Here is a 24509-nt window from a genome sequence, read left to right on the forward strand (position 1 = left end):
GGGTTACACAGGGGGTGGTGTCAGGCGTGGTTACTGGCGAGTAGCATCCGAGTGACCACGCCCGTGCCGCGATCCTCGTTCGGTCCGTGGTGCCGCCTGTCGGCGACGTGGCCGAGTCAGGGTCGAAAAGGAGGCTCAAGTGCCCCGTGAAGTTCGAGATGTCGTCTTCGTCGACGGCGTCCGTACCCCGTTCGGCAAGGCGGGTGGCATGTACGCCAACACCCGCGCCGACGACCTGGTGATCCGCTGCATCCGCGAGCTGCTGCGCCGCAATCCGCAGCTACCGCCGGAGCGGGTCGAGGAGGTCGCCATCGCCGCCACCACCCAGATCGGCGACCAGGGCCTGACCATCGGCCGCACCGCCGCCCTGCTGGCCGGCCTGCCGAAGACCGTCCCCGGCTTCGCCATCGACCGGATGTGCGCCGGGGCGATGACCGCCGTCACCACCGTGGCCGGTGGCATCGCCATGGGCGCGTACGACGTCGCGATCGCCGGCGGCGTCGAGCACATGGGCCGCCACCCGATGGGCGAGGGCGTCGACCCCAACCCACGGATCGTCGCGGAGAAGCTGGTCGACCCGTCCGCCCTGGTCATGGGCGCCACCGCGGAGAACCTGCACGACCGGGTCCCGCACATCACCAAGGAGCGCACCGACGCGTTCGCGCTCGCCTCGCAGCAGAGGACCGCGAAGGCGTACGCCAACGGCAAGCTCCAGGGCGACCTGGTGCCGATGGCGATCCGCGACGACGAGGGCGGCTGGGGCCTGGCCACGATCGACGAGGCGCCCCGCGACACGTCGCTGGAGAAGCTCGCCACCCTCAAGACCCCGTTCCGCCCGCACGGCAAGGTCACCGCCGGCAACGCGGCCGGCCTGAACGACGGCGCCACCGCGAGCCTGCTCGCCGCCGAGGACACCGCCCGCGAGCTGGGCCTCCCGGTCGCCATGCGGCTGGTCTCGTACGGCTTCGTCGGCGTCGAGCCGGAGGTGATGGGCGTCGGCCCGATCCCGTCGACGGAGAAGGCGCTGCGCGTCGCCGGCCTGAGCATCGACGACATCGGCCTGTTCGAGCTGAACGAGGCGTTCGCCGTGCAGGTGCTCGCCTTCCTCGACCACTTCGGCATCGCCGACGACGACTTTCGGGTCAACCCGTGGGGCGGCGCGATCGCCATCGGTCACCCGCTCGCCTCCTCCGGCGTGCGGCTGATGACGCAGCTCGCCCGGCAGTTCGCCGAGCACCCCGAGGTCCGCTACGGCCTCACCGCGATGTGCATCGGCATCGGCATGGGCGGCACCGTGATCTGGGAGAACCCGCACTGGACCGGTTCCGCCGTTCCGGCTGGACAGGAGGGCAACGAGTGAGCGCGCTCGCCGCACCGAACGAGGTGGTCACCCGGGCGCTGCTGCGCCAGGTGAACGTGCCGGGGCTGGCCCGCCCGGCCGCCCTGATCACCCTCGACAACGGCTTCGACCACACCAAGCCGAACAGCTTCGGCCCGGGCGGCCTGACCAGCCTGGACGAGGCGATCACGGCCGCCCTCGCGGCGGACCCGGCGTTCGTCGCGGTCACCGGCAAGCCGTACATCTTCTGCGTCGGCGCCGACATCACCAGCCTGCCGCAGCTCGCCGACCGGGAGCAGGCCCTGGAGATCGGTCGGCTCGGCCACCGGGTCTTCGCCCGGCTCAAGGACAGCACGGTCCCGACCTTCGCCTTCGTCAACGGCGCGGCGATGGGCGGCGGCCTGGAGCTGGCCCTGCACTGCCACTACCGGACGCTGTCCGGCGGCGCGTCGGCGCTGGCGCTGCCCGAGGTCTCCCTCGGTTTGATCCCCGGCTGGGGCGGCACCCAGCTACTGCCGCACCTGATCGGCATCCCGGCCGCCACCCAGGTGATCCTGCAGAATCCGCTGATGCAGAACAAGATGCTCAAGCCAAAGCAGGCCGCCGAGCTGGGCATCGCCGACGTGCTGCTGGAGCCGGCGGACTTCCTGGAGCGGTCCCTGCTGTGGGCCGCGGGCGTGGTGCGCGGCGAGATCACCGTGACCCGGCCCGAGGTCGACAAGGACATGTGGGCGGGCGTGCTGTACTTCGCCCGGCAGACCCTCGATGCGCGGCTGCACGGCGCGGTCCCCGCCGCGTACAAGGCGCTGGACCTGTTGGAGACGGCGAAGGACGCCGACTTCGCCGCCGGCACCGCCGCCGAGGACGAGGCGCTCGCGGACCTGATCTTCTCCGAGGAACTGCGCAGCGGGCTGTACGCGTTCGACCTGGTGCAGCGGCGGGCCAAGCGGCCGGCCGGCGCACCGGACAAGGGCCTGGCCCGGCCGGTGAACAAGGTCGGCATCGTCGGCGCCGGCCTGATGGCCAGCCAGCTCGCGCTGCTGTTCGCCCGTCGCCTTCAGGTGCCGGTCGTCATGACCGACCTGGATCAGGCCCGGGTCGACAAGGGCGTGGGCTACGTGCACACCCAGATCGAGAAGGCCGTCAGCAGGGGCCGGATGGACAAGGGCACGGCCGCCAAGCTGTACGGCCTGGTCAGCGGCTCCGTCGACAAGGGCGTTTTCGCCGACGCCGACTTCGTCATCGAGGCCGTGTTCGAGGACCTGGCCGTCAAGAAGCAGGTCTGGGCCGAGCTGGAAAAAATCGTCTCCCCCGAGGCGGTGCTCGCCACGAACACCTCCAGCCTGTCGGTCACGACGATGGCCGAGGAGCTGGAGTACCCGGAGCGGGTGGTCGGCTTCCACTTCTTCAACCCGGTCGCGGTGCTGCCGCTGCTGGAGATCGTCCGGGGCGAGCGGACCGACGACGCCACCCTGGCGACCGCCTTCGCGGTCGGCAAGCAGCTCAAGAAGTCCAGCGTGCTGGTGAAGGACGCCCCGGCGTTCGTAGTGAACCGGCTGCTCACCCGCTTCCTCGGCACCGTCTTCGCCGCCGTCGACGCCGGCACCCCGCTGGACGTGGCGAACAGCGCCCTGGACCCGCTGGGCCTGCCGATGCGCCCGCTCGCGCTGCTCCAGCTCGTCGGCCCGGCCGTGGCGTACCACGTGGGCGGCACCCTGCACAAGGCCTTCCCGGACCGGTTCGGCGTCAGCGAGAACCTGCGGCGGATCGCCGAGTCGGGCCAGCCGATCGTGGTCGACGACGAGATCAACGCCGACGTCGCCAAGCTGCTGGTGGTGGGCGACGAGCCGCTGACCGCCGAGCAGCTGCGGCAGAACGCACTCGATGCCCTGGCCCAGGAGGTCCGGCTGATGCTCGACGAGGGTGTCGTCGCCGAGGTGCAGGACATCGACCTGTGCCTGATCCTCGGTGCCGGCTGGCCGTTCCACCTGGGCGGCGTCACGCCGTACCTGGACCGGACCGGCACCAGCGAGCGGGTCACCGGCCGGCGGTTCCTGCCGCGCGGCCTGGCGAGCCTGCCCGCCTGATCCTGTCGCCGCACGCGATCGCGGTGGCCGGGCTCCCCCGACAGGGCGTCCCAGCCACCGCGATCGTCATTCCGCTCACCTTTGCCCCGCCAGGGGGCAGCGACCGTCGGTGGGGCTGGCTACGATCACCGCTCCTGATCAACTAACTGGAGCTGACTCACATGTCCCAGCCGTCGGGCAACCCCTACCCGCACCAGCCGCAGCAGCCTTACGGGGAGCAGCCCGTCCCGCAGCAGCCGGGCGGCTACCCGCCCCCGGCCGGCCAGCCGTACGACGCGCCGCTGCCGCCGAAGAAGTCCAAAGCCGGCAAGATCGTGCTGATCGCACTGGCCGTGGTGCTGGTGCTCTGCCTCGGCGGCGCGGCGATCACCTGGTTCACCGTGAAGGACGAGGTCGGCGACGTGGTCGACGCCGCCAACACCCGGGTCGTCGCACCGGCCACCCTCGCCGGCCGCAAGCAGGTCACCGACCCGGAGCTGACGAAGCTGTCGGACCAGATGGTCACCGAGATGAAGTCGACCGTGCAGAACGAGACCGGCACCGTCGGGGCGTTCTACGGCGACGTCGCCAAGCAGGACCTCGTGATGGTCGTCGCGGCGTCCGGCGTGCTGGCGGACCCGAAGAAGGAGCTGGACGACGCGGTCGCCGGCCTCAAGACCGACCTGGCCGTGCAGGAGATGACCACGACGGAGCCGGGTCCGCTCGGCGGCGAGGCGCGCTGCGGCGACGGCAAGACCGAGGGGATGCCGCTGGGCGTCTGCGTCTGGGCCGACCGGGGCAGCGTCGGCCTGATCGTGGTGTTCTTCAAGTCCGCCAAGGAGGCGAAGGCCGAGTTCGTCACCATGCGCGGCCAGATCGAGCAGCGTTCCTGACCCGGACGGGCCGGCCCCCGCGCGCCGCGCGGGGGCCGGCCCGCGGACGCGGCCCGCTCGGCGGCGCCGCGCAGCACGCAGAACTCGTTGCCTCCCGGGTGTGCGAGCACCAACCCAGCCGGTGCCGTCCGGCCGCCGCCGGTCGTCGACCCCCGCGCCTCACTCCTTCACAGCGTCGACGAGGGCGTCTATCAGTGCGCGCGGTGCGGGCTGGGTCAGTGAGATCTCCCGGACCGCGGCGTAGATCGTCCGGACCGGTTCGGGGTGGCGGACCGGACGGATGGTGACGCCAGGATGGCGGGTCAGTCCGAGTCGGGGGATGAGGCCGACGCCGAGGCCGGCGGCGGATCATCGCCGCCGAGGGCGCCACCAACACCGCGACGATCGGCTATCTGCTGCCGGTGGTCTCGGTGGCGCTGGGGGCCATCGTGCTCGACGAGGAGCTCAACCTCCGGATCATCGCCGGCACGGTGGTCGTGCTCGTCGGGGTCGGCCTGACCCGCCGGCACCAGCGGCCGGGGCCGTCATCGGCGCCGGCGGAAACCCCGGCCGTATCCGCCACCCTTCACCTGAAAGAACAGTGAACCGGCGGCGGCGGCAGAGGAGCCCCCGCGCGGGCGGTAGTTCAGGTGGCCGGGTCGCACCACGGCTTCCAGGTAGCCGCCGACGCCGCCGGCCACGACGGAAACGGGTCACGCGCGCCGTTGAACACCGGTCCCGGACAGCGGCGTCAGCCCGGGGTGAGGAGGCAGAACTCGTTACCTTCCGGGTCGGCGAGGACCATCCAATCCGTGCGCCATCGAGACACTTACGCCTCAACCCGCCTCTACGCGGCGATTTGTCCCTGGCCGATCGGCGGCAGTGACGCGATCTTGATCCGCCCTCGGCCGGAGTGCCACGGGTTGGTGCCTGCCGATGCGGCAACCGTCTACCTCAAAGTCTGCTGCGTCCCGACGCCATACCGGACACGGCCAGCACTGCGAGCAGAACGAGCGCGCCGGCCGGGCCGAGTACGGTCCAGGGGGCCAGTTCCACGTATGGCTGGTTCTCCGACAGCAGGCGTCCCCACTCGGGGGTCGGCGGTTGCTCACCGAGGCCGAGGAAGCCGAGGGAGGCCAGCACGAGGACCGTGGTGGGCAGGCGTAGGACGGCGTTGCGCAGTACGGCGGGCAACACCGCGGGCAGCAGGTGACGGCGCAGCAGATGTATCGGCCCCGCACCGAGCGAGATCGACGCGAGCAGGTAACCGGTCGCCCGTTCCTCTTCCAGCAGAGCCGCGGCCTGGGCGGCATACGGCGTCCAGGCGACCAGGCACACCGCGCACGCGGCTCCCCACACCGACGGACCGGTCACCGCGGTCGTCAGCAGTCCGGCCAGGACGGCCGGGAGCGTCGACATCACTTCGGTCAGGCCCGCGCTCGCGCAGCCGGCCAGGCCCAGTAGCAGCCCGGCGACGGCGCTGACCGCAGTCACCGCGAGGGCGACTCCGGCCGTGCGTAGCGCGCCGTGGCCGAGCCGGGCCAGCAGGTCACGGCCCAGCGCGTCGGTGCCCAACGGGTGCGCGGCTGAGGGAACCAGCAGGCGGGCTGCCGTGTCCACGTGCAGCGGATCGCGCAACAGCCCGGCTATGGCCAACGTGAGCAGGGCGATCGCACACAGTCCGGCGACCCAGCCTGTGGAGCGCCGGCGGGGCAGGGCCGCCGGGTGCAGTGCGGGCAGAGCCGCGTCGCGCAGGGCGGGGCCGAGAAGCGTTCGGCGCAGGGTCTGGATGAGCAGGCCGGCGGCGGTGCCGAGCAGGACGAGCAGCAGTGTCGCTGTCTGCAGGGGCGGGAGATCCTGGGCCAGAGCGGCGTCCAGGGCGAGCCGGCCGAGGCCGGGAATGTTGAAGATCTTCTCCACTGCGACGGCGCCGCCGACCAGGGCGACGACGGTCGGCAGGAACTGTGGGAGCACGCCGGCCACCGTGCGGCGCAGCGCGTGCCAGGCAATGCGGCCGGGCGAGAACCCGCAGAGGCGCCAGGTCCGCACCCACGGCTCGTGGAAGGCGGCGGGCAGAGCGTGGCCGAGCAGGCCGCCGATCATCGCCCCGGAGGGCAGGCCCAGGGCGAGCGCGGGAAGCACCATCGACCCCGGTCCCGTCCAGCCGCTGGACGGGACCCAGCCCAGCCACACACCGAATACGGTGGCGAGCAGCGAAGCGAGCAGGAACTTGGGCAGCGCGGCGAGGACGGCGGCCCCGGTGCCCGCGCGCTTCCTGTGCAGCCGCTGCCGGGAGCCGAGGTACAGTGTGCGGGCGCTGACCAGCACGGCTACCGCGATCGTTACCACGAGTGCGCCGAGCATCAGCGTGAACGAGACGGCGAAGGCGGCCGTCACCTGGGGAAGGACCGGTTCGCCCGACACCCACGAGATGCCGGCGTCGCCGCGGGGCAGACCACCCAACCAATGCGCGAGATGGCTGAACGGCCCCTCGTCCAATCCCAGTTGTTCCCGTACGGCTGCCAGCCGCGCCGGGGTGGGATCCTGGTCGGCGGAACGAGCCCGCAGCACCGTCAGCGCGGGATCGGTCCTGGACAGCCAGGGCAGCAGGGCGACGGTCACCAGCAGGGCTGCTCCGGCTACGACGCGGCCGACGGCAACGAACCACCGGGCCCGGCGGGCATCGGCCGCGGTCGAACCTGACGAGGTTGCGCTGCTCATCGCCGGGGCTATTTCAGATGGGTGCCGACGTTGACCAGGGAACGTTCCCGGGGATCGAGCAGCACGCCCTCGACGCTGGAGCTGACACCCTGCACGACCTTCTCGTGGACCAGCGGCACGATCGCGTCCGTCCGCAGAATCTCCGCCTCGGCCTGCATGATCTTCTGCTGCCGCTGCGCGGTGTCGCCCTCCTCGGCGGCAGAGGCGATGGCCTGGTCGACACTGGAGTCCTTCAGACCCGCGATGTTGTAGACGCCGTTGCTCATGAAGTCGCTCGCCAGGTATGCGACCGCGTCGCCGGTGTCCAGGAGCGTCACGCGGGAGAAGACGAGCGCGTCGTATCTGCCGGCGAGGAGGTCGGGCTCCATCTGCGTGTACTCGCGTACGTCCTGCTGCACGGTGAACCCCGCCTTCTCAAGCTGCTGCTGCACGACGGTCGCGGCCTCGGGCAGTTCGGCGCGGTTGGTGTAGGCGGCCAGGCGCAGCGTCCTGCCGTTGGTCTTCGACTCGACCTCGGCGGTGGTCGCGGCCACCGCGCGGCCCGTAACCTCGACACGCTTGTGGGCCGCCCAGGAAACGGCGGGCCCGAACAGGCCCTGCGCGGGGTCGGCGTACCCGCCGAAGATCGAGCCGACCAGGGCGGAACCGTTCACGGCCTCGCGGGCGGCCCTGCGCAGCGACTCGTCGGTGAAGATGCCGCTGCGGGTATTGAGGATCAGGCTGTCGGTCCGCACGGAGGGCACCTCGCGACGGGTGTTCTTGTCCAGCAGGTTCGCCTGGGCGGTGGGGATCCACTCGGCGATGTCGACTTCGCCGGCGCGCATGGCGTTGGCGCGGGCGGTCCCGTCGGCAATCCATGTGACGTCGATGCCGGATGCCTTGGCCTTGCCGCCCCAGTAGCCGTCGAAACGGTCCAAAGCCGCCTTGGTCTTCCCGATCAGCTTGGTGATCTTGAACGGGCCGGTTCCGGTGCCGACGGGGCTGACGGTGCCGTCGCTGGCATACGCCTTCACCGAGAGGATGCCCAACGCGGGGCTGGCGAGCCGCAGCGGGAGCACCGGGTCGGCGGTCTTCGTGCTGACCATGACAGTGTCGCTGTCCTCGGCCTTCACGGTCAGCGTCACGTCACTGAGGACGCGCGGCTTGGTCTTGGCTGCATTGGCGTGGTCGAGCGCATTGACGACGGACTCGGCGGTGACCTCCGTGCCGTCCTGGAACGTCGCCTTGCGCAGCTCGAAGACCCACAAGGTGGGGTTCTTCCGGGTCCAGGACTTTGCCAGCGCCGGCACTGCGGCTCCGTCCGCGTCCAGCGCCGTGAGCCCTTCAACCACAGAGAGCTTGCTCAGAACGGTGGCGTCATTGCTGTAGGGGGACAATGCCTGCACCGGCGGTACCGCGAGGGCGACCCTCAGGCGACCGGCCGCCCGGGCTTGGGCATCCGTATCGGAACCACCGTCGCCGGGGGCGAAACAGCCGGATAGCAACATGGGGAGAGCAAGCGCCACGACGATGCGGCGGGGAACACTGCGCATGACCGGTCCTATCGTGCAAGAGTTTCTGTCACCCCGACAGCTCGTTGGATGCGGCGAGGAGCGAGGTCAGGCTATAAGGTAAGGCTTACCAAACCTCGCTGGGGTGATAGAGATCGCATCCTTTCGCAGTGCTGGGCGCACCTTCCGCCATGCGCTGTTGGCCGGCCCTGGTCTGTCCCTGTGGGCAAGTCACCTGCCGGGTGTCGAAGTCGATATCGAATGCGGACGGGCCGAACGGCGTACCCGGAAAAGGCACCGGCCCGGCACCGCGCGAACGCGGAACCGGGCCGGGGTGCCCCCCGTGGTGCGGCGGGGGTCTACGGGCCGACGAAGACGGCCTTGGCGCGCCAGTCCACCCCGTCGAGGGTGGGGCCGCTGACGGTGGTGAACGCGCCGGTGGGCACGCCGCCGGCCCACGCGGTGTAGGCCAGCGCGCCGGTCGAGCGGCTGACCCGGTACAGGGTGCCGTCGGCGAGGAAGATCGACCCGGTGTCGGCGAACCCGGTCGCCCCCGCGACGGTGAACTTGTCGGCGCCGACCGCCCCGCTGTCCGGGGTGAACCAGCGCCAGTACAGCCCGCTCTGGCCGGAGAGGGTGTAGTAGAGCCGGCCGCCGGTGTAGAGCATGCCGGTGACGTTGGGGATCTCCGGGTAGAAGTTGCTGGTCGCGCCAGCGTACGTCTGCCCGGCCGCGCCGGAGTCCGTCTCCACCGTGTCCCAGTACGCGTCGTGGTACGGGTCGACGAGGCTCGGCGTGCCGAAGGTGGTCCCGTCGAAGGTGCGCCGCTGGAGCGCGCCGTTCATCCCGTAGAACAGGGTGCCGCCGACCCAGAACGCGCCCTTGGCCTCCGACCAGTCCGTGTCGTCCGGGTTGGCCACCGGAACTGCCGCGCCGACGGTGGCCGCCCCGTCGTACGAGCGGGCCTGCACCTCGTCGCCGGTGGGCAGCGGGCCGGCCCTGACTATCTCGATCGCGCTGACGAGCGGGTTCTGCACCACGTGCCCGAAGTCGATGTCGACGTTACCGTCGCTGACCACCGTGAACGCCCGCATGGTGCCGATGTCGTTTCCCGGCGTGACCGCCAGGTCGAGGTTGTCCAGGACGAGCGTGCCGTCCAGGGTCACGTCGAAGACCCGCTTGCCGGGTGTCGAGGTGCCGATGTACCGGTTGGCCAGGTAGAGCCGGACGGTGACCTCGGTGCCGGCGGGCACCGGGAAATCCCACTGCATCTCCGGGGCAGCGGTGCCGTCCCACCGCTCGTCGCTGTACAGCGCGGCCGGGGTGCCGGGCGGGACGGTGGCGTCGAGGCTGGCCAGCGCGAGGTAACTGGCCGTGCTGCTGCCGGTGTTGTGGTACGGGCTGGGGTTGGCGGAGGTGTCGACGCTCCACTCCGGCCCGTTGTCGGTCGACGCGATGGCGGGGCCGGCGGCGTTGACCCGGTACAGGACGCGCGGCGGCGCCGGCACCCCGGCCTGGTACACCGTGCCAGGCAGGCCGGCGGCGGTGGTGGTCGGGTGCGGGGCTTTGCCGCCGGTCAGCGGGAAGAACGCGATCCGCTCCCGCCGGTACTGGAAGTTGCCGATCCAGGACTGGTCCGAGCCCAGCCAGATGCCCTGGGGGGTGACCAGCATCTCCGCCACGCCGTAGCCGCGCGGGTGCCGGCCCGGGTTCCACGACAGCGGCAGCCCGTTGAGCGGGTCCAGGGCGGCGATGCTGGCCCGGCCGATGGCCCCGGCCTGCGCACTGTCGCCGCCGAGGCTGTTGTTGAGCCAGCGCATGTGCCCGCCGACGTAGACGGCCTGCTCGCTGATCCCCACCGAGAGGAAGGTGTCGCCGCCGGAGTAGTTCACCCAGGTGGGCTGCTGTTCGTCGCCGGTCGCGGCGGCCTCCCAGCGGGCGGCGGCGTCGCAGAGCGACCCGCTGTACCGGCCGCCGGTGGTGACCACCACGAAGTAACTGCCGTCCGGGGCGAAGGCCACGTCCCGCATGTACGAGTCGAACGTCTTCCACGCGCAGCGCGGGGTGTACCGGCTGGTGTTCCAGTCGGCGACGGTCGCGACGGTCGCGCCGAGGTCCAGCCGCACGATCTGGTCGTGCAGCACCCCGTCGGCCTTCTTGAAGTTGCCGATCACGACGAGTTGGGTGCCGTCCGGGGAGAGCGCGAGCCTCTCCGCGCCGACGCCGGCCTTGGCCCCGCTCACCCCGTCGTAGTTGTGGTTCTCGGTGAGGGTGGTGGTCAGGTAGCTGTCCAGCGCGCCGGTGGTGGCGTTGAGCGAGGCGAGGCCGCCGCGCGGGTTGGCGTTGCCGGCGGTGGTGAAGATGCCGCCGACGAGCAGCCGATCCCCAGCCAGGGCGACGTCTTCGATGAGGCCGTTGAACGCCGGCCCGACGAAACTGGTGACGGTGGCCCCCGTGGCGACGTTGACCAGCGCCACCTTGCGCCGGGTCACCCCGTTGACCGTGTTGAACTTGCCGGCCAGGTAGACGGTGCCGGCCGTCGGCCCGGCCGCCACCGCGCTCACCTCGTCGTCGACGACCGGCGCGAACGCGGTGTCCACCGCGCCGGTGGCCTTGTCGAACGCGAGCACGTAGTTGCGGGGGATGTCCACGTCCGAGTTGCGGTTCTGCACGGTGGTGAACGAGCCCGCGGCGATGATCTTCGTGCCGGCGTCGTGGATGGCGAACACGGTGCCGTCCATGATGTCCGGCGACGCGGTCGACGGGACGTCGGAGACCACCTTGTCGTGGTCGGGCGCGGCGCTCGCCGGGCCACCGACGGCGAGGCCGGCGACGGTCAGAGCGACCGCGGCAAGCGTCGCCAGGGTACGGCGGGTCAGGGCCGAGGAGAAGATCACGGGCAGCTCCCGGAGCACGGGCGGGCGGAGGTGCGGTTCGCCGCCGCACGGCCGGGGCGGCCGACGCGGGGCACGCACCACGTGAGGCATGGCACCATTACACCCTTACCCACCGCAGCCCCCGCGTCCAGCGCGGATGACCGATTCTGACCGACCGCGCGACGGCTCCACCCGAGCACCCGACGCCGGCCCGGCAACCCGACGCGGACCTCGCCGGGTCAGCCGGGCGCGGCACACGAACAGCCGATCGCCGACCGGCCCTGGGGGCCAGGTCAGGGGCGCCCGGCCTGGGACGGGCCGGCACCGGCGGACGCGGCGTCGGCGGCGGGCAGCGTCACCGTGACCTCCAGCCCACCGCCGGGCTGCGCGACCACCCGCACCGTGCCGCCGTGCGCGTCGCTGACCGCCCGGACGATGGAAAGCCCCAGCCCGGAGCCCCGCGCCCCGGTGCGTTCCTGCCCACCCCGGCGGAACGGCTCGAACAGCCCCGGCACGTCGGCCTGGCTGACCTCGAAGCCGGTGTTGGCGACCACCAGCCAGGACGTGCAGCCGTCCGTGCCGGTGCGCACCGTGATCCGGCCGTGCAGGTGGTTGTAGCGGACCGCGTTCTCGATCAGGTTGCCGGCAAGCCGATCCAGCAGCCCGGGGTCGCCCACCACCGGCGCGGACTCCAGCGACGTCTGCACCCGCAGCCCGATCCGCTCCACCTCCCGACGCACGGCCGAGAGCGCGTTGGCGGCACCGGCGGCCAGGTCGCACTCGATGCGCCGGCCCAGCCGCCGGCCCGCCTGGGCCTCGCTGCGGGCGAGCACCAGCAGGGCGTCGACCAGCCCGTTGGCCCGTTCCGAGGCGTCACGGACCACGGTGGCCATCCGGCGGTACTCGGCGGCGTCGGCCTCGTCGTCGCTGAGCGTCACGTCGATCTCGGTCCGCATCACCGCGAGCGGGGTGCGCAACTCGTGCGAGGCGTTGGCGACGAAACGCTTCTGCGCCTCGAACGCGGCGGTGATCCGGTCCAGCATCGCGTCGAACGTCTTAGCCAGCTCGGCCACCTCGTCGTCCGCCCCGGACCAGCCGATCCGCTGGTCGAGGGTGGCCTCGCCGAGGCGCTGGGCGGTCGCGGTGACCTGGTGCAGGGGGCGCAGCGCCCGGCCGGCCACCGCGTACGCGCCGGCCACCCCGACCACGCTGATCGCCAGCAGCGCCATCAGCCCCTTGGCCAGCAGCTCCCGGGACGCGGCGTCGGCGAGCTGCCGCTGCCACTCCGCGGCGTCCAGGGACCGGCCGTCGGCCAGCAGCACGGTGGTGCCGGGCAGCAGCTCGTCGGTGGGGCGCAGCGCGTCACGGACCAGCAGCCAGGCCAGCAACACCAGGATCGTTCCGGCGCCCACCAGGAGCACCCCGTTGAGCAGGGTGAGCCGCAGCCGCAGGGTCGGCCTCAGCCGGACGGCCGGGCGGCGCAACGCCGAAGGAGGCAAGGCGCGGCGGACCTGCGGGCGGGGCGCGGCGGTCACCGTACCTCCTTGGCTCGCGACTGCGGGGCTCGCAAACCCGGCTCACTCCTCGCACTCACAAGCGCCCCCTCAGTTCGCGACTGCGGGGCTCGCAAACCCGGCTCACTCCTCGCACTCACAAGCGCCCCCTCAGTTCGCGACTGCGGGGCTCGCAAACCCGGCTCACTCCTCGCACTCACGACGCCCCCTCCGCGGTGCGGTAGCCGGCCCCGACCACCGTCTCGATCAGTGGCGGGTCGCCGAGCTTGCGCCGCAGCGTCATCACCGTGACCCGGACGATGGTGGTGAACGGGTCGGTGTTGGCGTCCCAGACCCGTTCCAGCAGCTCCTCGCTGGAAACCACGGCACCGCGCGCCTTGAGCAGCTCGGCTAGCACCCCGAACTCCTTGTTGGTCAGGTCGACGGCCGTCCCGCCCCGGGTCACCACCCGGCGGGCCGGGTCGAGCACCAGGTCGGCGACGGCGAGCACGGGCGGGGCGGCCGGGGTGGCCCGCCGGCCCAACGCCTGCACCCGGGCGACCAACTCGTCGAAGGCGAACGGCTTGGGCAGGTAGTCGTCCGCGCCGAGCTGCAACCCCTCGACCCGGTCGGCGACGGTGCCGCTGGCGGTGAGCATGAGCACCCGGGTCAGGGTGCCCGAGGCGGCCAGCTCGGCGCAGATCTGGTCGCCGTGTACGCCGGGCAGGTCCCGGTCCAGCACCACCACGTCGTACCGGGTGACGAAGGCCATCTCGTGCCCGCTGTCGCCGTCGTAGGCGACGTCGACGGCCATGCCGCGCTTGCGCAGCCCTCGCGCGATCGCGTCGGCGAGGTTGCGCTCGTCCTCGACCACCAGTACCCGCATACCCGCCTCCTCGCCGGCCGACCTCCCGACAACCTAGTGCCGGCCACCAAACCAGCGTCCCACCCCGGCCCGGTCCTCAGGCCGGCAGCCGCCACCAGCCGTACGTGCCGGACTGCTGACGGCAGACCATGTCGCGGCCGTCGGCGGCGCAGTCCCCCGCCGCGCCGGGCAGCACGTCGCGCAGCCGGGCCGTCGCCCGCGCCACGTCCAGCTCCGCGACGACCAGGCCGGCGCCGCCACGGTCGGGCCGGACGCCGTACCAGGGCCCGACCGGGGTGTGGCTCCGCACCATTTCCCAGCGCCCCAGGTCGGCGACCTCCCGCCCGGTCGCGGCGTCCAGCACCCTGACGGTGCCGATCGGGGCGTCCGGCCGCTCGCCGACGGCCGCGAGGAGCCGGTCGCCGTGCACCGCGAGGACCGTCTGTAGGCGCGGGTTGGCCCATCGGGTCTGGCCCGTGGCCGGATCCAGCGCCGACACCCCGCTCGGGAACGCCGCCACGCAGAGCAGCAGGCCGCACTCGATCGCGTACCCGAACGGCGGCCGGTCCAGCTCCCAGCGCCGGTCCAGGGTGGCGAGCCCGTACGCGGTCAACCGTAGGAGCCGCTGCTGCTCGTGCTCCCCGACCAGCAGCAGGTCACCGGCGACGGTGGCCTGGAGGTATCCCCGCCGCCCGCCCGCGGGCGGGGCGAGGCTCGCCCGCACCGCCCCGGACAGCGCGTCGCGCAGCTCGATCCGGCCGGCGGCCGTGATCAGCACCACCAGGTCGACCGCGCCGTCGTCGGCGCGACTGTGGAAGGCCGTCCCGCCCAGGTGACCCGGGAGCGACCACCGGACGCTGCCCGACGACGGTTCCACCGCCCTCAGCTCGCCCCGCCGCTCGATGTCGCCGCCGACGAGCAGCAGACCTTCGCCCACGGTGGGCACCGGGTCGCCGGGCCACTGCCAGCGCCGCTCGCCGGTCGCCGCGTCCACGGCGAGGGTCTGCACGTCCCGCCCGTCCCGGTTGCCGGTGAAGAGGACCAGGCCGGCGTACTCCTGCACGCCCAGCAGGTTGCCGACGCCCGGCACGGTCGTGCGCCACAGCGGCCGGGCGGCGGGCCCCGCGCCGGCGGGCAGCGCGTGCACGGTCACCTCGCGCCCCCCGGCGTCACCGGACTGCGCCGGTTCCAACAAATAGACCCGACCGCCGATGACGAGGACCTGGCTGCCCAGCCGGCCGCCGAGCGCCGCCGACGCGGGACGCACCACGGGTGCCGACGAGGCCAGGGCGAGCAGCGCGAGCAGGCTCGCCAGCGCCACCCGCAGTGGCCGGCCCACCGTCCGGGGCGGCCGGGACGACGGACCCGGGGCGGGATCGCCGCGCGCCTCGCCGAGGTCGATGAGGGTCACCGGTGCTCCTCCCCGGGCCGTGGCCGGCCGCCGGTCGACCGTCCCACCGGGCCGCTCCGGGGCGTACCGGCCGGCCGGGACCGCGCGAGCGCGCCTGTACGATGGCGCGTCGTGGCTGTGCCGGTGGTAGACCCCTCGCTGAACTCTGACTCCGTACCCGTGGCGACGCGGACCGCGTCGGCCGGACCCGACGCGGCGGGCACAGGCACATCCCGTCGGCCCTGGCGCCGACCCGGCCGCGCCGACCTGCTGGCCATCGGAGCGTACGTGCTCCTCGGCGTCCTCGTGTGCCTCAACTACTGGGGGGACGTCGAACACCGCGTCTCGTCGCACCTGCCGACCGACCACAGTTGGTTCGAGTGGCTCTTCGCACACGGCGCGTACTCGGTGCAGCACCTGGAGAATCCCCTCTTCTCCACCCGCCAGAACGCCCCGGACGGGGTGAACATGATGGCGAACACGTCGCTGCTCGGCGCGACGCTGCCGCTGGCGCCGGTGACGCTGCTGCTCGGCCCGCAGGTCACGTACGCCCTCTACCTCGGCGGGGCGCTCGCGGCGACGGCGGCCACCTCGTACTGGATGCTGTCGCGGCACCTGGTGCGCTCGCGAGCGGCGGCGTTCCTCGGCGGCGCGTTCCTCGGCTTCGCGCCCGGCATCGTGCACCACGCCAACGGGCAGCCGAACTTCGTCTCCAACTACCTGCTGCCGCTGATCGTGGCCCGGGTGCTGCTGCTGGGTGCGCCGGGGCGCGGCTGGCGGCGAGACGGCGTGGTGCTCGGCCTGCTGGTGGCGTACCAGATCTTCATCAACGAGGAGATGCTGCTGCTCACGGCGCTGGCGTGCCTGGTGGTCGTGCTGGCGTACGCGGCGCAGCGGCCCCGGGCGGCGTGGGCCCGCGCCCGCGGTTTCCTGTCCGCGCTCGGCCTCGGCGGCGCTCTGGCGTTGCTGCTCACCGCGTACCCGATCTGGTTCCAGTTCAACGGCCCGCAGTCCTACCGGGGGTTGCAGGGCGGGGTGTTCCACAACTGGGGCGAGGACCTGGTGGCCTTCGTCACGTTCGCCCGGGACACCGTGGCCGGCGACGAGGCAGTGGAGAAGACCATCGGCCTGACCGAGCAGAACACCTGGTTCGGCTGGCCGCTGGTGCTGGTGGCGCTGGTCGCCCTGGCGCTGCTGGTGCGCCGGTCGCTGGCCGCCCGGATCGTCGCCGTGCTGGTGGTCGTGTTCACCGTCGCCTCGATCGGCCCGGTGGTGCGCTTCGACGGGGCGGAAACCACGATCGACGGGCCGTGGGCGTACATCCCGGACGACCTGCCGCTGGTGGAGATGATGATGCCCACCCGGCTGGCCCTGGTGGTGGTCGCCGCCGTCGGGGTGCTGCTCGCCCTCGCCTGGGACGCGCTCGCCCGCACCGCGCCGACCGGCGCGGCACCGGCCGGGGCGACGGCGGCCGGGGCGACGGCGGCCGGGGCGACGGCGGCCGGGGCCGCGACCGCCGGCCGGTCGCGGCGCTGGCTGCGCCCCGTCGGGTACGCGGCGCTCACGCTCGCCGTGCTGCCGCTGATCCCCCGGCCGCTGCCGGCCGAGCGGATCGACCCGCCGCCGCACTTCATCACGTCCGGCGGCTGGCGGCCGTACGTCCCGGCGGGCCGGACCCTGGTGCCGGTGCCGATCCCCAGCAACGTGCACGGCCTGCCCACGCTGCGCTGGAGCGCGCTGACCCGGCACGAGTTCCCGATCCCCGGCGGCTACTTCATCGGGCCCAACCCCGACGGCGAAGGCGTCTTCGGCGCCCCGAACCGGCCGACCAGCACGCTGATCTATTCCACGATGGACGCCGGCACCCTGCCGCCGCTGACCGAGGAGAACCGCCGGCAGGCCGCCGAGGACCTGCGCCACTGGAACGCGTCCGTGGTCGTCCTCGGCGCGCACCCCCGCGAGGCGGTGCTGCGTGAGCTGATGACCGCCCTGCTCGGCCCGCCGCAGCGGGTCGACGACGTCTGGCTCTGGGACGTCCGCTGACGGTGTGGGCGGTGGCGGTCAGCCGGTCAGGGGGCGTACGTCCCACACCCACGCGCCGTCGACCTCGCGCCCTGGGCCGACGAGCTGGTCGACGGTACGGCGGACCGGGTCGCCCCGGTGCAGTCCGCCCTGGACCAGAACGGCCGCCCGCCAGTGGCGCAGGTCCGTCACCGCCTGCCGGCGGTCCGCGTCGGTCAGCACCGGTACCTGGCCGGTCTCGGCCACCCGGCGCAGCAACTCCGCCGTCGGGCGGTCGGGCGCGCCCCAGCGGGCGGTCGGATCGTCGGCGGCGCTCGGGCCGATGAAGTAGCCGCCCGGCGCGGTGAAGGCCAGCCCGGTGCGGGCCGACCAGAACATCGCCGGGCTCACCCCGGCGCCGGTCACCGGCGGCACCGGCACCAGGGTCCGCCCGTTCGGCACGTACGCCCGCCAGCCGCCACCGGCCACGAACGCCGGCACCGGCCACGCCGGCACGGTACGGATCGGCGTGGGGGCCAGCGGGAGCAGCGCGGCGGCGACGGCCCCACCCCAGAGCAGCCGCACCGGCACCCCCGAAGCGTCGGCCGACCGGGCCCGGTCCAGGGAGAGGGCGACCAGCACTCCCAGCACCGGTACGCAGATCAGGGCGAACCGGGCCGGCACCACGAGGTCGAGCAGCGGCGCCCCGGCCAGCAGCCGGTACGGCCCGGGCAGCCCGGTCGACGCGCCGTCCACCCGCACGGGGTCGCCGAGGGAGAGCAGCGCGGCGAACGCCCCGACGGCCGCGAGCGCCGGCACCAGCGGCCGGTGCCACAGCCAGACCACGGCCACCACGGCGACCACCAGCAGGCCGGGCCCGAAGAACGAGTTCTCCTCGGTCGGGTTCGGCGAGAGCAGCCCGGGCACGTACCTGTCACCGAGGACGGTCTGCCGGGCCGAGGCGGTGAACGAGGCCGCGTCGAGCTGGAAGCCCCGCGCGTGGAAGGGCATCCCCCGGTAGTGGTACGGCCCGAGGAACTGGAACCACAGCGGGTACGCCAGCAGCGCCCCCGCCACCAGCGCGCCCACGCCGAGCCGGCCGAGGAACGCGGGTGCCAGCCGGCGGGCCGCCGCGCGGTCGACGAGGGCGTACGCCACGGCGAACGTGCCGGCGGCGAGCGCCAGGAAGACCAGCACCTCCTCGCCGACGAACACCTGGTACGCCACGAGCAGCCCGAGCGCCACCCCGTGCCGGCGGACCCGGTCGGCGTCGGGCCGGAACACCAGCGCCAGAACGGGCGGCACCAGGAACTGGGCGGCCATGTGCAGGTGCGCCCCGGCCTGGGCCACCATGCCGGGGGCGAACCCGCAGACGAGGCCGCCGACCGCTGCGGCGACCCGGGAGTCGACCAGCCGGCGGGCCAGCAGGACGTACCAGGCGGTGGCGGTGCCGGCGAGGCTGACGACCACCGCCACGAGGAAGGCCGCCTGCGTGCCGAACAGCAGCGTCACCGGGGTCAGCGGCACACCCAGCCCGAGCACCGAGGTGTTGGCCATCAGGTTCACCCCGTCCGGGGCGTTCAGGGCCGCGCTGTGCAGCGGATGCTCACCGCCGGTGACGGCGCGGGCCGCCCGGGCGAGCATCCACTCGAACAGCATCTGGTCGTTGTCCTGGTGGAACAGCCGGTCGGGCCGGCCCCACTGCCGGCTGGTGAGCAGCACCGCCAGGCCGAGGTAGCCGGCGACGACGGCAAGGTCGACGCCCCGTATCCACCGGGACCGCCCGCCCGGCGCGCCGTCGGCGGCGGGCTCGGCCATCAGGCCGACGGGTCGGTCAGGGCCCGCACGTCCCAGATCCAGACGTCCAGCTCGCGGCGCGCCGGGCCGACCAGGTCCTCGACGGTACGCCGCAGCGGCTCGGCGTTGTGCTGGCCCACCGGGAGCACCAGGATCGCGGCCCGCCAGTGCCGCAGCTCGTCCAGCGAGCGGCGGCGTTGGCGGTCGTCGAGCTTCGGGGTACGGCCGGTGCTGGCCACCTCCTCCAGCAGCTCGCCGATGCCGCTGGGCCGGCCGCCGAACCGGCCCGGGTCGCCGGTGTTGCCGTTGCGCGGGGCGAGGAAGTACCCGCCCGGGATCTTGAAGTCGAGGTTGGTGGCGGCGGCCCACCGCATCCCGTGCGTGTTGCCCATGCTCGGCACCGGGATCGGCACGAGGGTCTGGTCGGGCGCGACGTAGCCGCGCCACCGGTCTGCGGTGATGAACTTCGGCACCGGCGGACGGGAGGTGACCTTCAGCGGCATCGGTGCGATCGGCAGCAGCGCCATGACCAGGGCGGCCACCCCGAGGGTACGCATGGTGCGAGCCTCGGCCGTACGCAGCGACCAGACCCGCTCGACGGCGAGCGCGAGCAGCACCCCGACCACCACGGTGGTGATCATGCCGAACCGGGTCGGCACGACGGCGTCGAGCAGCGGCAGCCGCACCAGGTACTCCCAGGGGCCGGTGAACAGCTCCCGGTCCCACCAGGACACCCGCTCGCCGAGGGAGAGCACCGCGAAGAACGCGCCGGTCGCCGCGAGGGCGCGGACCACCGGCTCGCGGCGCAGCCAGAGCACGATACCGACGGCGATGAGGGCGAGGCTCCAGCCGAGGAAGGCGTTCTCCTCGGAGTAGTTCGGGGCGAGGTTGACGTTGGCCCGTTCGTTGCCGCCGAGGGTGGGTGAGCCGGGGGCGAAGAACGCGGCGATGTCGTTGCCGTAGTCACGGACCGCGTCACTGAGCCCGTGGTACGCCATCGGCCCGGCGAACTGCACGTAGAGCGGGTACGCCAGCAGGGACCCGGCCAGCACGGTGCACACCGCCACGGCGATGCCCAGGGGCCGCCACGCCGCCGACCACAGCCCCGGCCGCTGCACCAGCATGGCGATCAGGAACACCCCGCAGGCCAGCGCCGTGAACAGCAGGATCTCCTCGTTGATGAACGCCTGCACGGTGACCAGGAGGGCCAGCAGCGCCCCGTCGCGGACCGGCCGCCGGGAACGGGTGATCACCAGCACTCGCCACACGATGAACGGCAGCAGGAACTGGCTGATGATGTTCGGGTGCCAGTTGGCGTGCGAGAGCATCGCCGGGGAGAATCCGCAGAACCAGCCGGCCACGGCGGCGGCGAGCGGGTTGCGCACGACGTGCCGGGAGAGCACCCGGTACCAGGCGGCGGCGGTGCCGGCGAGGCCGCAGGTGACCAGCACCACGAAGGAGACGGCGGGGCCGAACAGCAGGGTCACCGGCACCATCGGGATGCCGAGCGCCAGGACGGCCGTGTTGGCCATCAGGTTGACCCCGTCGGGGTAGTTGAACTGCTCGGTGTAGAACGGGAACTCGCCGTGCAGCACCACCCGTACCGAGTGCGCGAGGAAGAACTGCACCTGGGCGGGGTCGCTGCTGTACAGCGAGGCGACCCGGCCGGCGGGATCGATCCAGATCTGGCTGGTCACCCAGAGCGCGGCGAGCAGGAAGAGGCCGTAGACGGCGAGGTCCCGCCGCCGGGGGGTCCACCGCCAGCGCCGCCTGTCCCCGGCCCCGGCGGACCCGGCCGACGGGTCCACGGCGGCGGGCTGCGGGGCGGCCACGGGCTCCACGCGGGCCGGGGGCTCGACGGTCGCCACCGCCCCGGCCCGAACCGGCGAGTCGGTGAAGCCCCCGGAAGCGTCGGGGACCGGCGGGAAGTCTCCACGGGGCTCGGCAGGAGTCACAGTCGGCGGAGTCTACCGGAGCCGCTGCCACGCCCGGCAATCACCGTTGCGTCCCATGTGGGCGGTCGAAGCGCAGCTCGCGGGCAGGGATCGAGGTGCCGGTTCCCACCCCGACGCCGTCTCGTACCATGTGGGACGCAACAGGACCGGGCGACGCGAACGGGGGCGTACAGGTGGCTTCAGCGCGCCGGCGCGGCGGGACGGCCACCGGGCTGCTCGCCCTGCTGCTGACCGCGACGGCCTGCGGCCCGGTGGCCGACCGCAAGCCCGACGCCCTCCCGGTGGGATACGACACCATGGACGGCACCCTGCGGGTGTGGCCCGCGCGGGGCGGACTGGCCGGCGACGCCGCCGCCACGGCGGCCGTCACCGACGCGGTCCGGGCCTGGCGGTCGCCGGTCGACGACCGGGCGCACCTGCCCTCCTCGGGGATCCTCTGGTCCGGCGAGGCCGACGGTGCCCCGCTGGCCCTGGTGGCCGCCGACGTCCCCGGCGAGAGCGCCTCCTGGCTGCTGCAACTGACCCGCCACGGCGACCGGTACGTGGTCGACCGGGCCAGCGAATACACCGACCCCGGCTACCTCGTCTACTCCGACGTGCTGCCCGTGCAGACCAGCGCCGGGCGCCGCTACCTGCTCTCCGAGCGGGTGGAGCGGCTGCTCGGCCCCAAGGGCCGCGCCCTCGTCACCCGGGACGGGCTGACCGACCCGGTGGACGTTCCGGCCTGCCAGGCCGTGTCGCTGACCACGACGCTGCGGGCCACCAGCTCGCTGCCGCGCGGTCGGGCCGCCGACCGCCTGCTCGATCTGGGTACGGCCACCACGGACCCGCGCTATCCCCTGGTCCGGGACGAGACGGGCTCGGGCCGGCGGGCGCTGGACGACCTGGACACCTGCGAGCTGGCCGACGAGCGGGGGCCGTTCGGCAGCATCCCGCGCCGCATCGGCGACCGGGACGCGCCCCGCTCGGTGCCGGAGTCCTGGCCGAGGGGGAAGGTGAGCGTGCGCGCCCTCGGCGAGGTCGCCCTCGGCGGGGGCGACCCGGCCGACCTGGAGCAGCTGAGCTGGGAGACCAGCACGGGGACGATGACGGCGGTCGTCTACCGCCCGGCCGCGGGCGAGCCGGTGTTCTCGCCGGCCGACCGCGCCAGCACGTTGCAGGCGTACGTGCTGCCGGTGCCGGGGCAGCCGCTGGTGGTGCTGAGCTGGCGCGCCAACCGGTACACCTCGCTGTCGGTCCCGCCGGGCACCCCCCGGCTGGTCGACCGGCCGGGGCTGGTGGTGGTGCCGCAGCCGGCGAGCAAGGCCACGTTCAGCCTGGCCGGCGCGGAGAAGACGTACTACCGCTCGGTCGGCGGCCGGTAGCCGCACGCCTGCGAAGGCACTCGCCCCGTAACCGCACGGCCCACACCTGCGTCAGCGCACGCCCGCCGCAACGCCCCCGTCGGCGCACGGCCCACACCCCACGCACGCCCTCGTAAGCGCACGCCCGCACCGCAGCGACGGCACCGGTTGGCAGGGGCGTCTGGGAAGGGGCGGTGAGAAGGGGCCCCTTCTCGACGCCAGGCGTTGAGAAGGGGCCCCTTCTTGCAATGCGATCAGTCGGCGGGCAGCGCGACCGCCTCGACGGACTGCGCGTCCAGGCGGGAGATCCACCCGGTGACGTCGCGGGCCACGTCCTGGGCGGTGAGGCCCAGATCGGCGAGGATCTGCGCGCGGGTGCCGTGCGGGTGCCAGTCGGCCGGCACGCCCAGGTCCCGCAGCGGCACCCGGACGTCGGCGTCCCGCATGGCCTGGGCGAGGGCGTCGCCGACGCCGCCGACGCGCACGCCGTCCTCGACGGTGACCACGAGCCGGTGGCCGGCGGCCAGCTCGACCAGCTCGGCCGGGACCGGGCGGACCCAGCGCGGGTCGACCACGGTCACCCCGTAGCCCTGCTCCGCGACCCGGGCGGCGACCTCCATGCCGAGGTGGCCGAACGAGCCGACCGCGACCAGCAGCACGTCGGTGCGGGCCGCCTCGGCCAGCACGTCGACCGGGCCGACGCGGCGCACGGCCGGCAGGTCGGCGGCGACCGAACCGGTCGGGAAGCGCAGGATGGTCGGGCCGTCGTCGACGGCGATCGCCTCGCGCAGCTCCTCGCGCAGGGTCGCGGCGTCCCGGGGGGCGGCGATACGCAGGCCCGGCACCACACCGAAGACGGACATGTCCCAGATGCCGTAGTGGCTCGGCCCGTCCGGGCCGGTGATCCCGGCCCGGTCCAGCACGAACGTCACCGGCAGCTTGTGCATCGCCACGTCCAGCAGGACCTGGTCGAACGCCCGGTTGAGGAAGGTCGCGTAGACCGCCACCACCGGATGCAGCCCGCCGAGGGCCAGCCCGGCCGCCGAGGTGGCGGCGTGCTGCTCGGCGATGCCGACGTCGTACACCCGGCCGGGGTGCTTGCGGGCCAGCTTGGCGATGCCGGTCGGCTCGGCCATCGCGGCGGTGATGCCCACCACGTCGGGCCGGGCGTCGGCGATGGCGACCAGCTCGTCGGCGAAGACGTGCGTCCACTTCACCGACGGGGCGGCGACCAGCCTGCCGGTCTCGGCGTCGAAGGCGCCGCCGGGGCCGTGCAGGCAGTCGGCCTCGTCCTCCTCGGCCGGCCGGTAGCCGTACCCCTTGCGGGTGACCGCGTGCACGATCACGGGCCCGCCGAAGTGCTTCGCCGCCCGCAGCGCCGACTCGACCGCGGCCACGTCGTGGCCGTCGACCGGGCCGACGTACTTGATGCCCAGGTCCTCGAACATGGCCTGTGGGGCGACCGCGTCCTTGATGCCCTTCTTGACCGCGTGCAGCACCTCGTACATGGGCCGGCCGACCAGCGGCGTCGAGCCGAGGGCGTCCTTGACGGTGTCGAGGATCTTCTCGTAGCCGGGGTTGAGCCGCAGCGACGAGAGGTGGTCGGCGAGGCCGCCGATGGTCGGCGCGTACGACCGGCCGTTGTCGTTGACCACGATCACGAGGGGGTTGCCGGCGGTGGCGATGTTGTTCAGCGCCTCCCAGCACATGCCGCCGGTCAGCGCCCCGTCGCCGACGACGGCGACCACCGAGCGCGGCTCGCCGCGCAGCGCGTACGCCTTGGCCAGCCCGTCGGCGTAGGACAGGGCGGTGGAGGCGTGCGAGTTCTCGATCAGGTCGTGCTCGCTCTCGGCCTGGCTCGGGTACCCCGAGAGGCCGCCGCGCTGGCGCAGCCGGTCGAAGCCGTCCTGCCGGCCGGTGAGGATCTTGTGCACGTACGCCTGGTGGCCGGTGTCGAACAGGAGCCGGTCCCGGGGGGAGTCGAAGACCCGGTGCATCGCCAGCGTCAGCTCCACCACGCCCAGGTTGGGGCCGACGTGCCCGCCGGTGCGGGAGACCTTGGCGATCAGGAAGTCACGGATCTCGGCGGCGAGGATGTCCAGCTGCTCGGTGGTCATCCGCTTCACGTCCTGCGGACCCCGCACCGTGGCCAGCAGCCGGCCGTGGTTGGCCGTGTCCTCTTCAGCACTCATGAGCCAAGAGTCTATCGGCCGCCCGGTAGCCGCAGCCTTGCCGGGGAACGACCCCGCTGACCGGGCAGGCAGTCAGCCGACGATCACCAGCCGCCGGGGCGGGGCGGCC

Annotated in this window: 17 protein-coding genes; 6 read left to right on the plus strand and 11 right to left on the minus strand. The window is 73.2% G+C overall.

Translation table 11 applies throughout. The features are described from left to right. Positions 1–139 precede the first annotated feature (139 nt). The 3 genes from E1258_RS12375 (at position 140) to E1258_RS12385 (ending at position 4298) form a co-directional block, all read left to right on the plus strand. The gene (locus E1258_RS12375; RefSeq protein ID WP_132399736.1) at positions 140–1360 is read left to right on the plus strand and encodes a thiolase family protein; all 1221 of its coding nucleotides are present in this window, start codon (positions 140–142) and stop codon (positions 1358–1360) included. Next, the gene (locus tag E1258_RS12380; RefSeq protein ID WP_132399739.1) at positions 1357–3426 is read left to right on the plus strand and encodes a 3-hydroxyacyl-CoA dehydrogenase NAD-binding domain-containing protein; all 2070 of its coding nucleotides are present in this window, start codon (positions 1357–1359) and stop codon (positions 3424–3426) included. The genes E1258_RS12375 and E1258_RS12380 overlap by 4 nt, the downstream gene beginning before the upstream one ends. A 161-nt stretch (positions 3427–3587) precedes the next feature. Then, on the plus strand, positions 3588–4298 hold the full coding sequence (locus E1258_RS12385) for a hypothetical protein (protein WP_132399742.1): 711 nt from the start codon (positions 3588–3590) through the stop codon (positions 4296–4298). A 159-nt stretch (positions 4299–4457) separates the two neighbouring features. Here E1258_RS12385 and E1258_RS12395 read toward each other — a convergent pair whose 3' ends face one another. Beyond that, entirely contained in the window at positions 4458–4619 is a 162-nt protein-coding gene (locus tag E1258_RS12395; RefSeq protein ID WP_371688606.1) for a hypothetical protein, read from the minus strand. A 29-nt stretch (positions 4620–4648) separates the two neighbouring features. On the opposite strand from E1258_RS12395, the gene E1258_RS12400 reads away from it, so the two are divergent. Beyond that, positions 4649–4882 (plus strand): EamA family transporter, encoded by a 234-nt coding sequence (locus tag E1258_RS12400; RefSeq protein ID WP_256370991.1) that lies wholly within the window; start codon positions 4649–4651, stop codon positions 4880–4882. Positions 4883–5028: 146 nt separating this feature from the next. On the opposite strand, the gene E1258_RS35825 is transcribed toward E1258_RS12400, so the two are convergent. From E1258_RS35825 to E1258_RS12435, 7 genes are all read right to left on the minus strand, one after another. Beyond that, positions 5029–5106, minus strand: a complete 78-nt coding sequence (locus tag E1258_RS35825) for a VOC family protein (RefSeq protein ID WP_371688607.1) — start codon at positions 5104–5106, stop codon at positions 5029–5031. Positions 5107–5231: 125 nt separating this feature from the next. Further along, a complete protein-coding gene (locus tag E1258_RS12410; RefSeq protein WP_132399748.1) occupies positions 5232–6998 on the minus strand; it encodes an ABC transporter permease subunit in 1767 nt (588 codons plus the stop codon). Positions 6999–7006: 8 nt separating this feature from the next. After that, on the minus strand, positions 7007–8530 hold the full coding sequence (locus E1258_RS12415) for an ABC transporter substrate-binding protein (protein WP_132399751.1): 1524 nt from the start codon (positions 8528–8530) through the stop codon (positions 7007–7009). Positions 8531–8847: 317 nt separating this feature from the next. Continuing rightward, positions 8848–11475 (minus strand): malectin domain-containing carbohydrate-binding protein, encoded by a 2628-nt coding sequence (locus tag E1258_RS12420; protein WP_243715394.1) that lies wholly within the window; start codon positions 11473–11475, stop codon positions 8848–8850. 182 nt (positions 11476–11657) lie between these two features. Further along, a complete protein-coding gene (locus tag E1258_RS12425) occupies positions 11658–12827 on the minus strand; it encodes a cell wall metabolism sensor histidine kinase WalK (protein ID WP_132399769.1) in 1170 nt (389 codons plus the stop codon). A gap of 247 nt (positions 12828–13074) precedes the next feature. Further along, a complete protein-coding gene (locus tag E1258_RS12430; RefSeq protein ID WP_007075424.1) occupies positions 13075–13743 on the minus strand; it encodes a response regulator transcription factor in 669 nt (222 codons plus the stop codon). Positions 13744–13819: 76 nt separating this feature from the next. Beyond that, positions 13820–15133 carry a PQQ-binding-like beta-propeller repeat protein gene (locus E1258_RS12435; RefSeq protein ID WP_132399757.1) on the minus strand — a complete coding sequence of 438 codons (1314 nt, stop codon included), beginning with the start codon at positions 15131–15133 and terminating at the stop codon, positions 13820–13822. 111 nt (positions 15134–15244) lie between these two features. Here E1258_RS12435 and E1258_RS12440 point away from each other — a divergent pair, with 111 nt between their 5' ends. Further along, positions 15245–17155, plus strand: coding sequence for a hypothetical protein (locus E1258_RS12440; protein ID WP_132399760.1), 1911 nt, complete (start codon positions 15245–15247; stop codon positions 17153–17155). A gap of 18 nt (positions 17156–17173) precedes the next feature. On the opposite strand, the gene E1258_RS12445 is transcribed toward E1258_RS12440, so the two are convergent. After that, on the minus strand, positions 17174–18931 hold the full coding sequence (locus tag E1258_RS12445; protein ID WP_207919527.1) for a hypothetical protein: 1758 nt from the start codon (positions 18929–18931) through the stop codon (positions 17174–17176). Then, positions 18931–20865, minus strand: a complete 1935-nt coding sequence (locus E1258_RS12450) for a hypothetical protein (RefSeq protein WP_371688605.1) — start codon at positions 20863–20865, stop codon at positions 18931–18933. The genes E1258_RS12445 and E1258_RS12450 overlap by 1 nt, the downstream gene beginning before the upstream one ends. Before the next feature lie 173 nt (positions 20866–21038). On the opposite strand from E1258_RS12450, the gene E1258_RS12455 reads away from it, so the two are divergent. Next, complete coding sequence (locus E1258_RS12455) at positions 21039–22229, plus strand: hypothetical protein (protein WP_132399763.1); 1191 nt, start codon at positions 21039–21041, stop codon at positions 22227–22229. 233 nt (positions 22230–22462) lie between these two features. Here E1258_RS12455 and dxs read toward each other — a convergent pair whose 3' ends face one another. Further along, complete coding sequence (gene dxs / locus E1258_RS12460; RefSeq protein WP_132399766.1) at positions 22463–24400, minus strand: 1-deoxy-D-xylulose-5-phosphate synthase; 1938 nt, start codon at positions 24398–24400, stop codon at positions 22463–22465. Positions 24401–24509: the final 109 nt, after the last annotated feature.

Origin of the sequence: Micromonospora sp. KC207, assembly GCF_004348615.1 — a bacterium.
Taxonomy (GTDB): domain Bacteria; phylum Actinomycetota; class Actinomycetes; order Mycobacteriales; family Micromonosporaceae; genus Micromonospora.

Bases quoted from the DNA above. Each gene is read 5' to 3' on its own strand.
- E1258_RS12385 (WP_132399742.1), top strand. From the start codon at position 3,588: ATGTCCCAGCCGTCGGGCAACCCCTACCCGCACCAGCCGCAGCAGCCT.
- E1258_RS12410 (WP_132399748.1), bottom strand. From the start codon at position 6,998: ATGAGCAGCGCAACCTCGTCAGGTTCGACCGCGGCCGATGCCCGCCGG.
- E1258_RS12415 (WP_132399751.1), bottom strand. From the start codon at position 8,530: ATGCGCAGTGTTCCCCGCCGCATCGTCGTGGCGCTTGCTCTCCCCATG.
- E1258_RS12420 (WP_243715394.1), bottom strand. From the start codon at position 11,475: ATGCCTCACGTGGTGCGTGCCCCGCGTCGGCCGCCCCGGCCGTGCGGC.
- E1258_RS12430 (WP_007075424.1), bottom strand. From the start codon at position 13,743: ATGCGGGTACTGGTGGTCGAGGACGAGCGCAACCTCGCCGACGCGATC.
- E1258_RS12445 (WP_207919527.1), bottom strand. From the start codon at position 18,931: ATGGCCGAGCCCGCCGCCGACGGCGCGCCGGGCGGGCGGTCCCGGTGG.
- dxs (WP_132399766.1), bottom strand. From the start codon at position 24,400: ATGAGTGCTGAAGAGGACACGGCCAACCACGGCCGGCTGCTGGCCACG.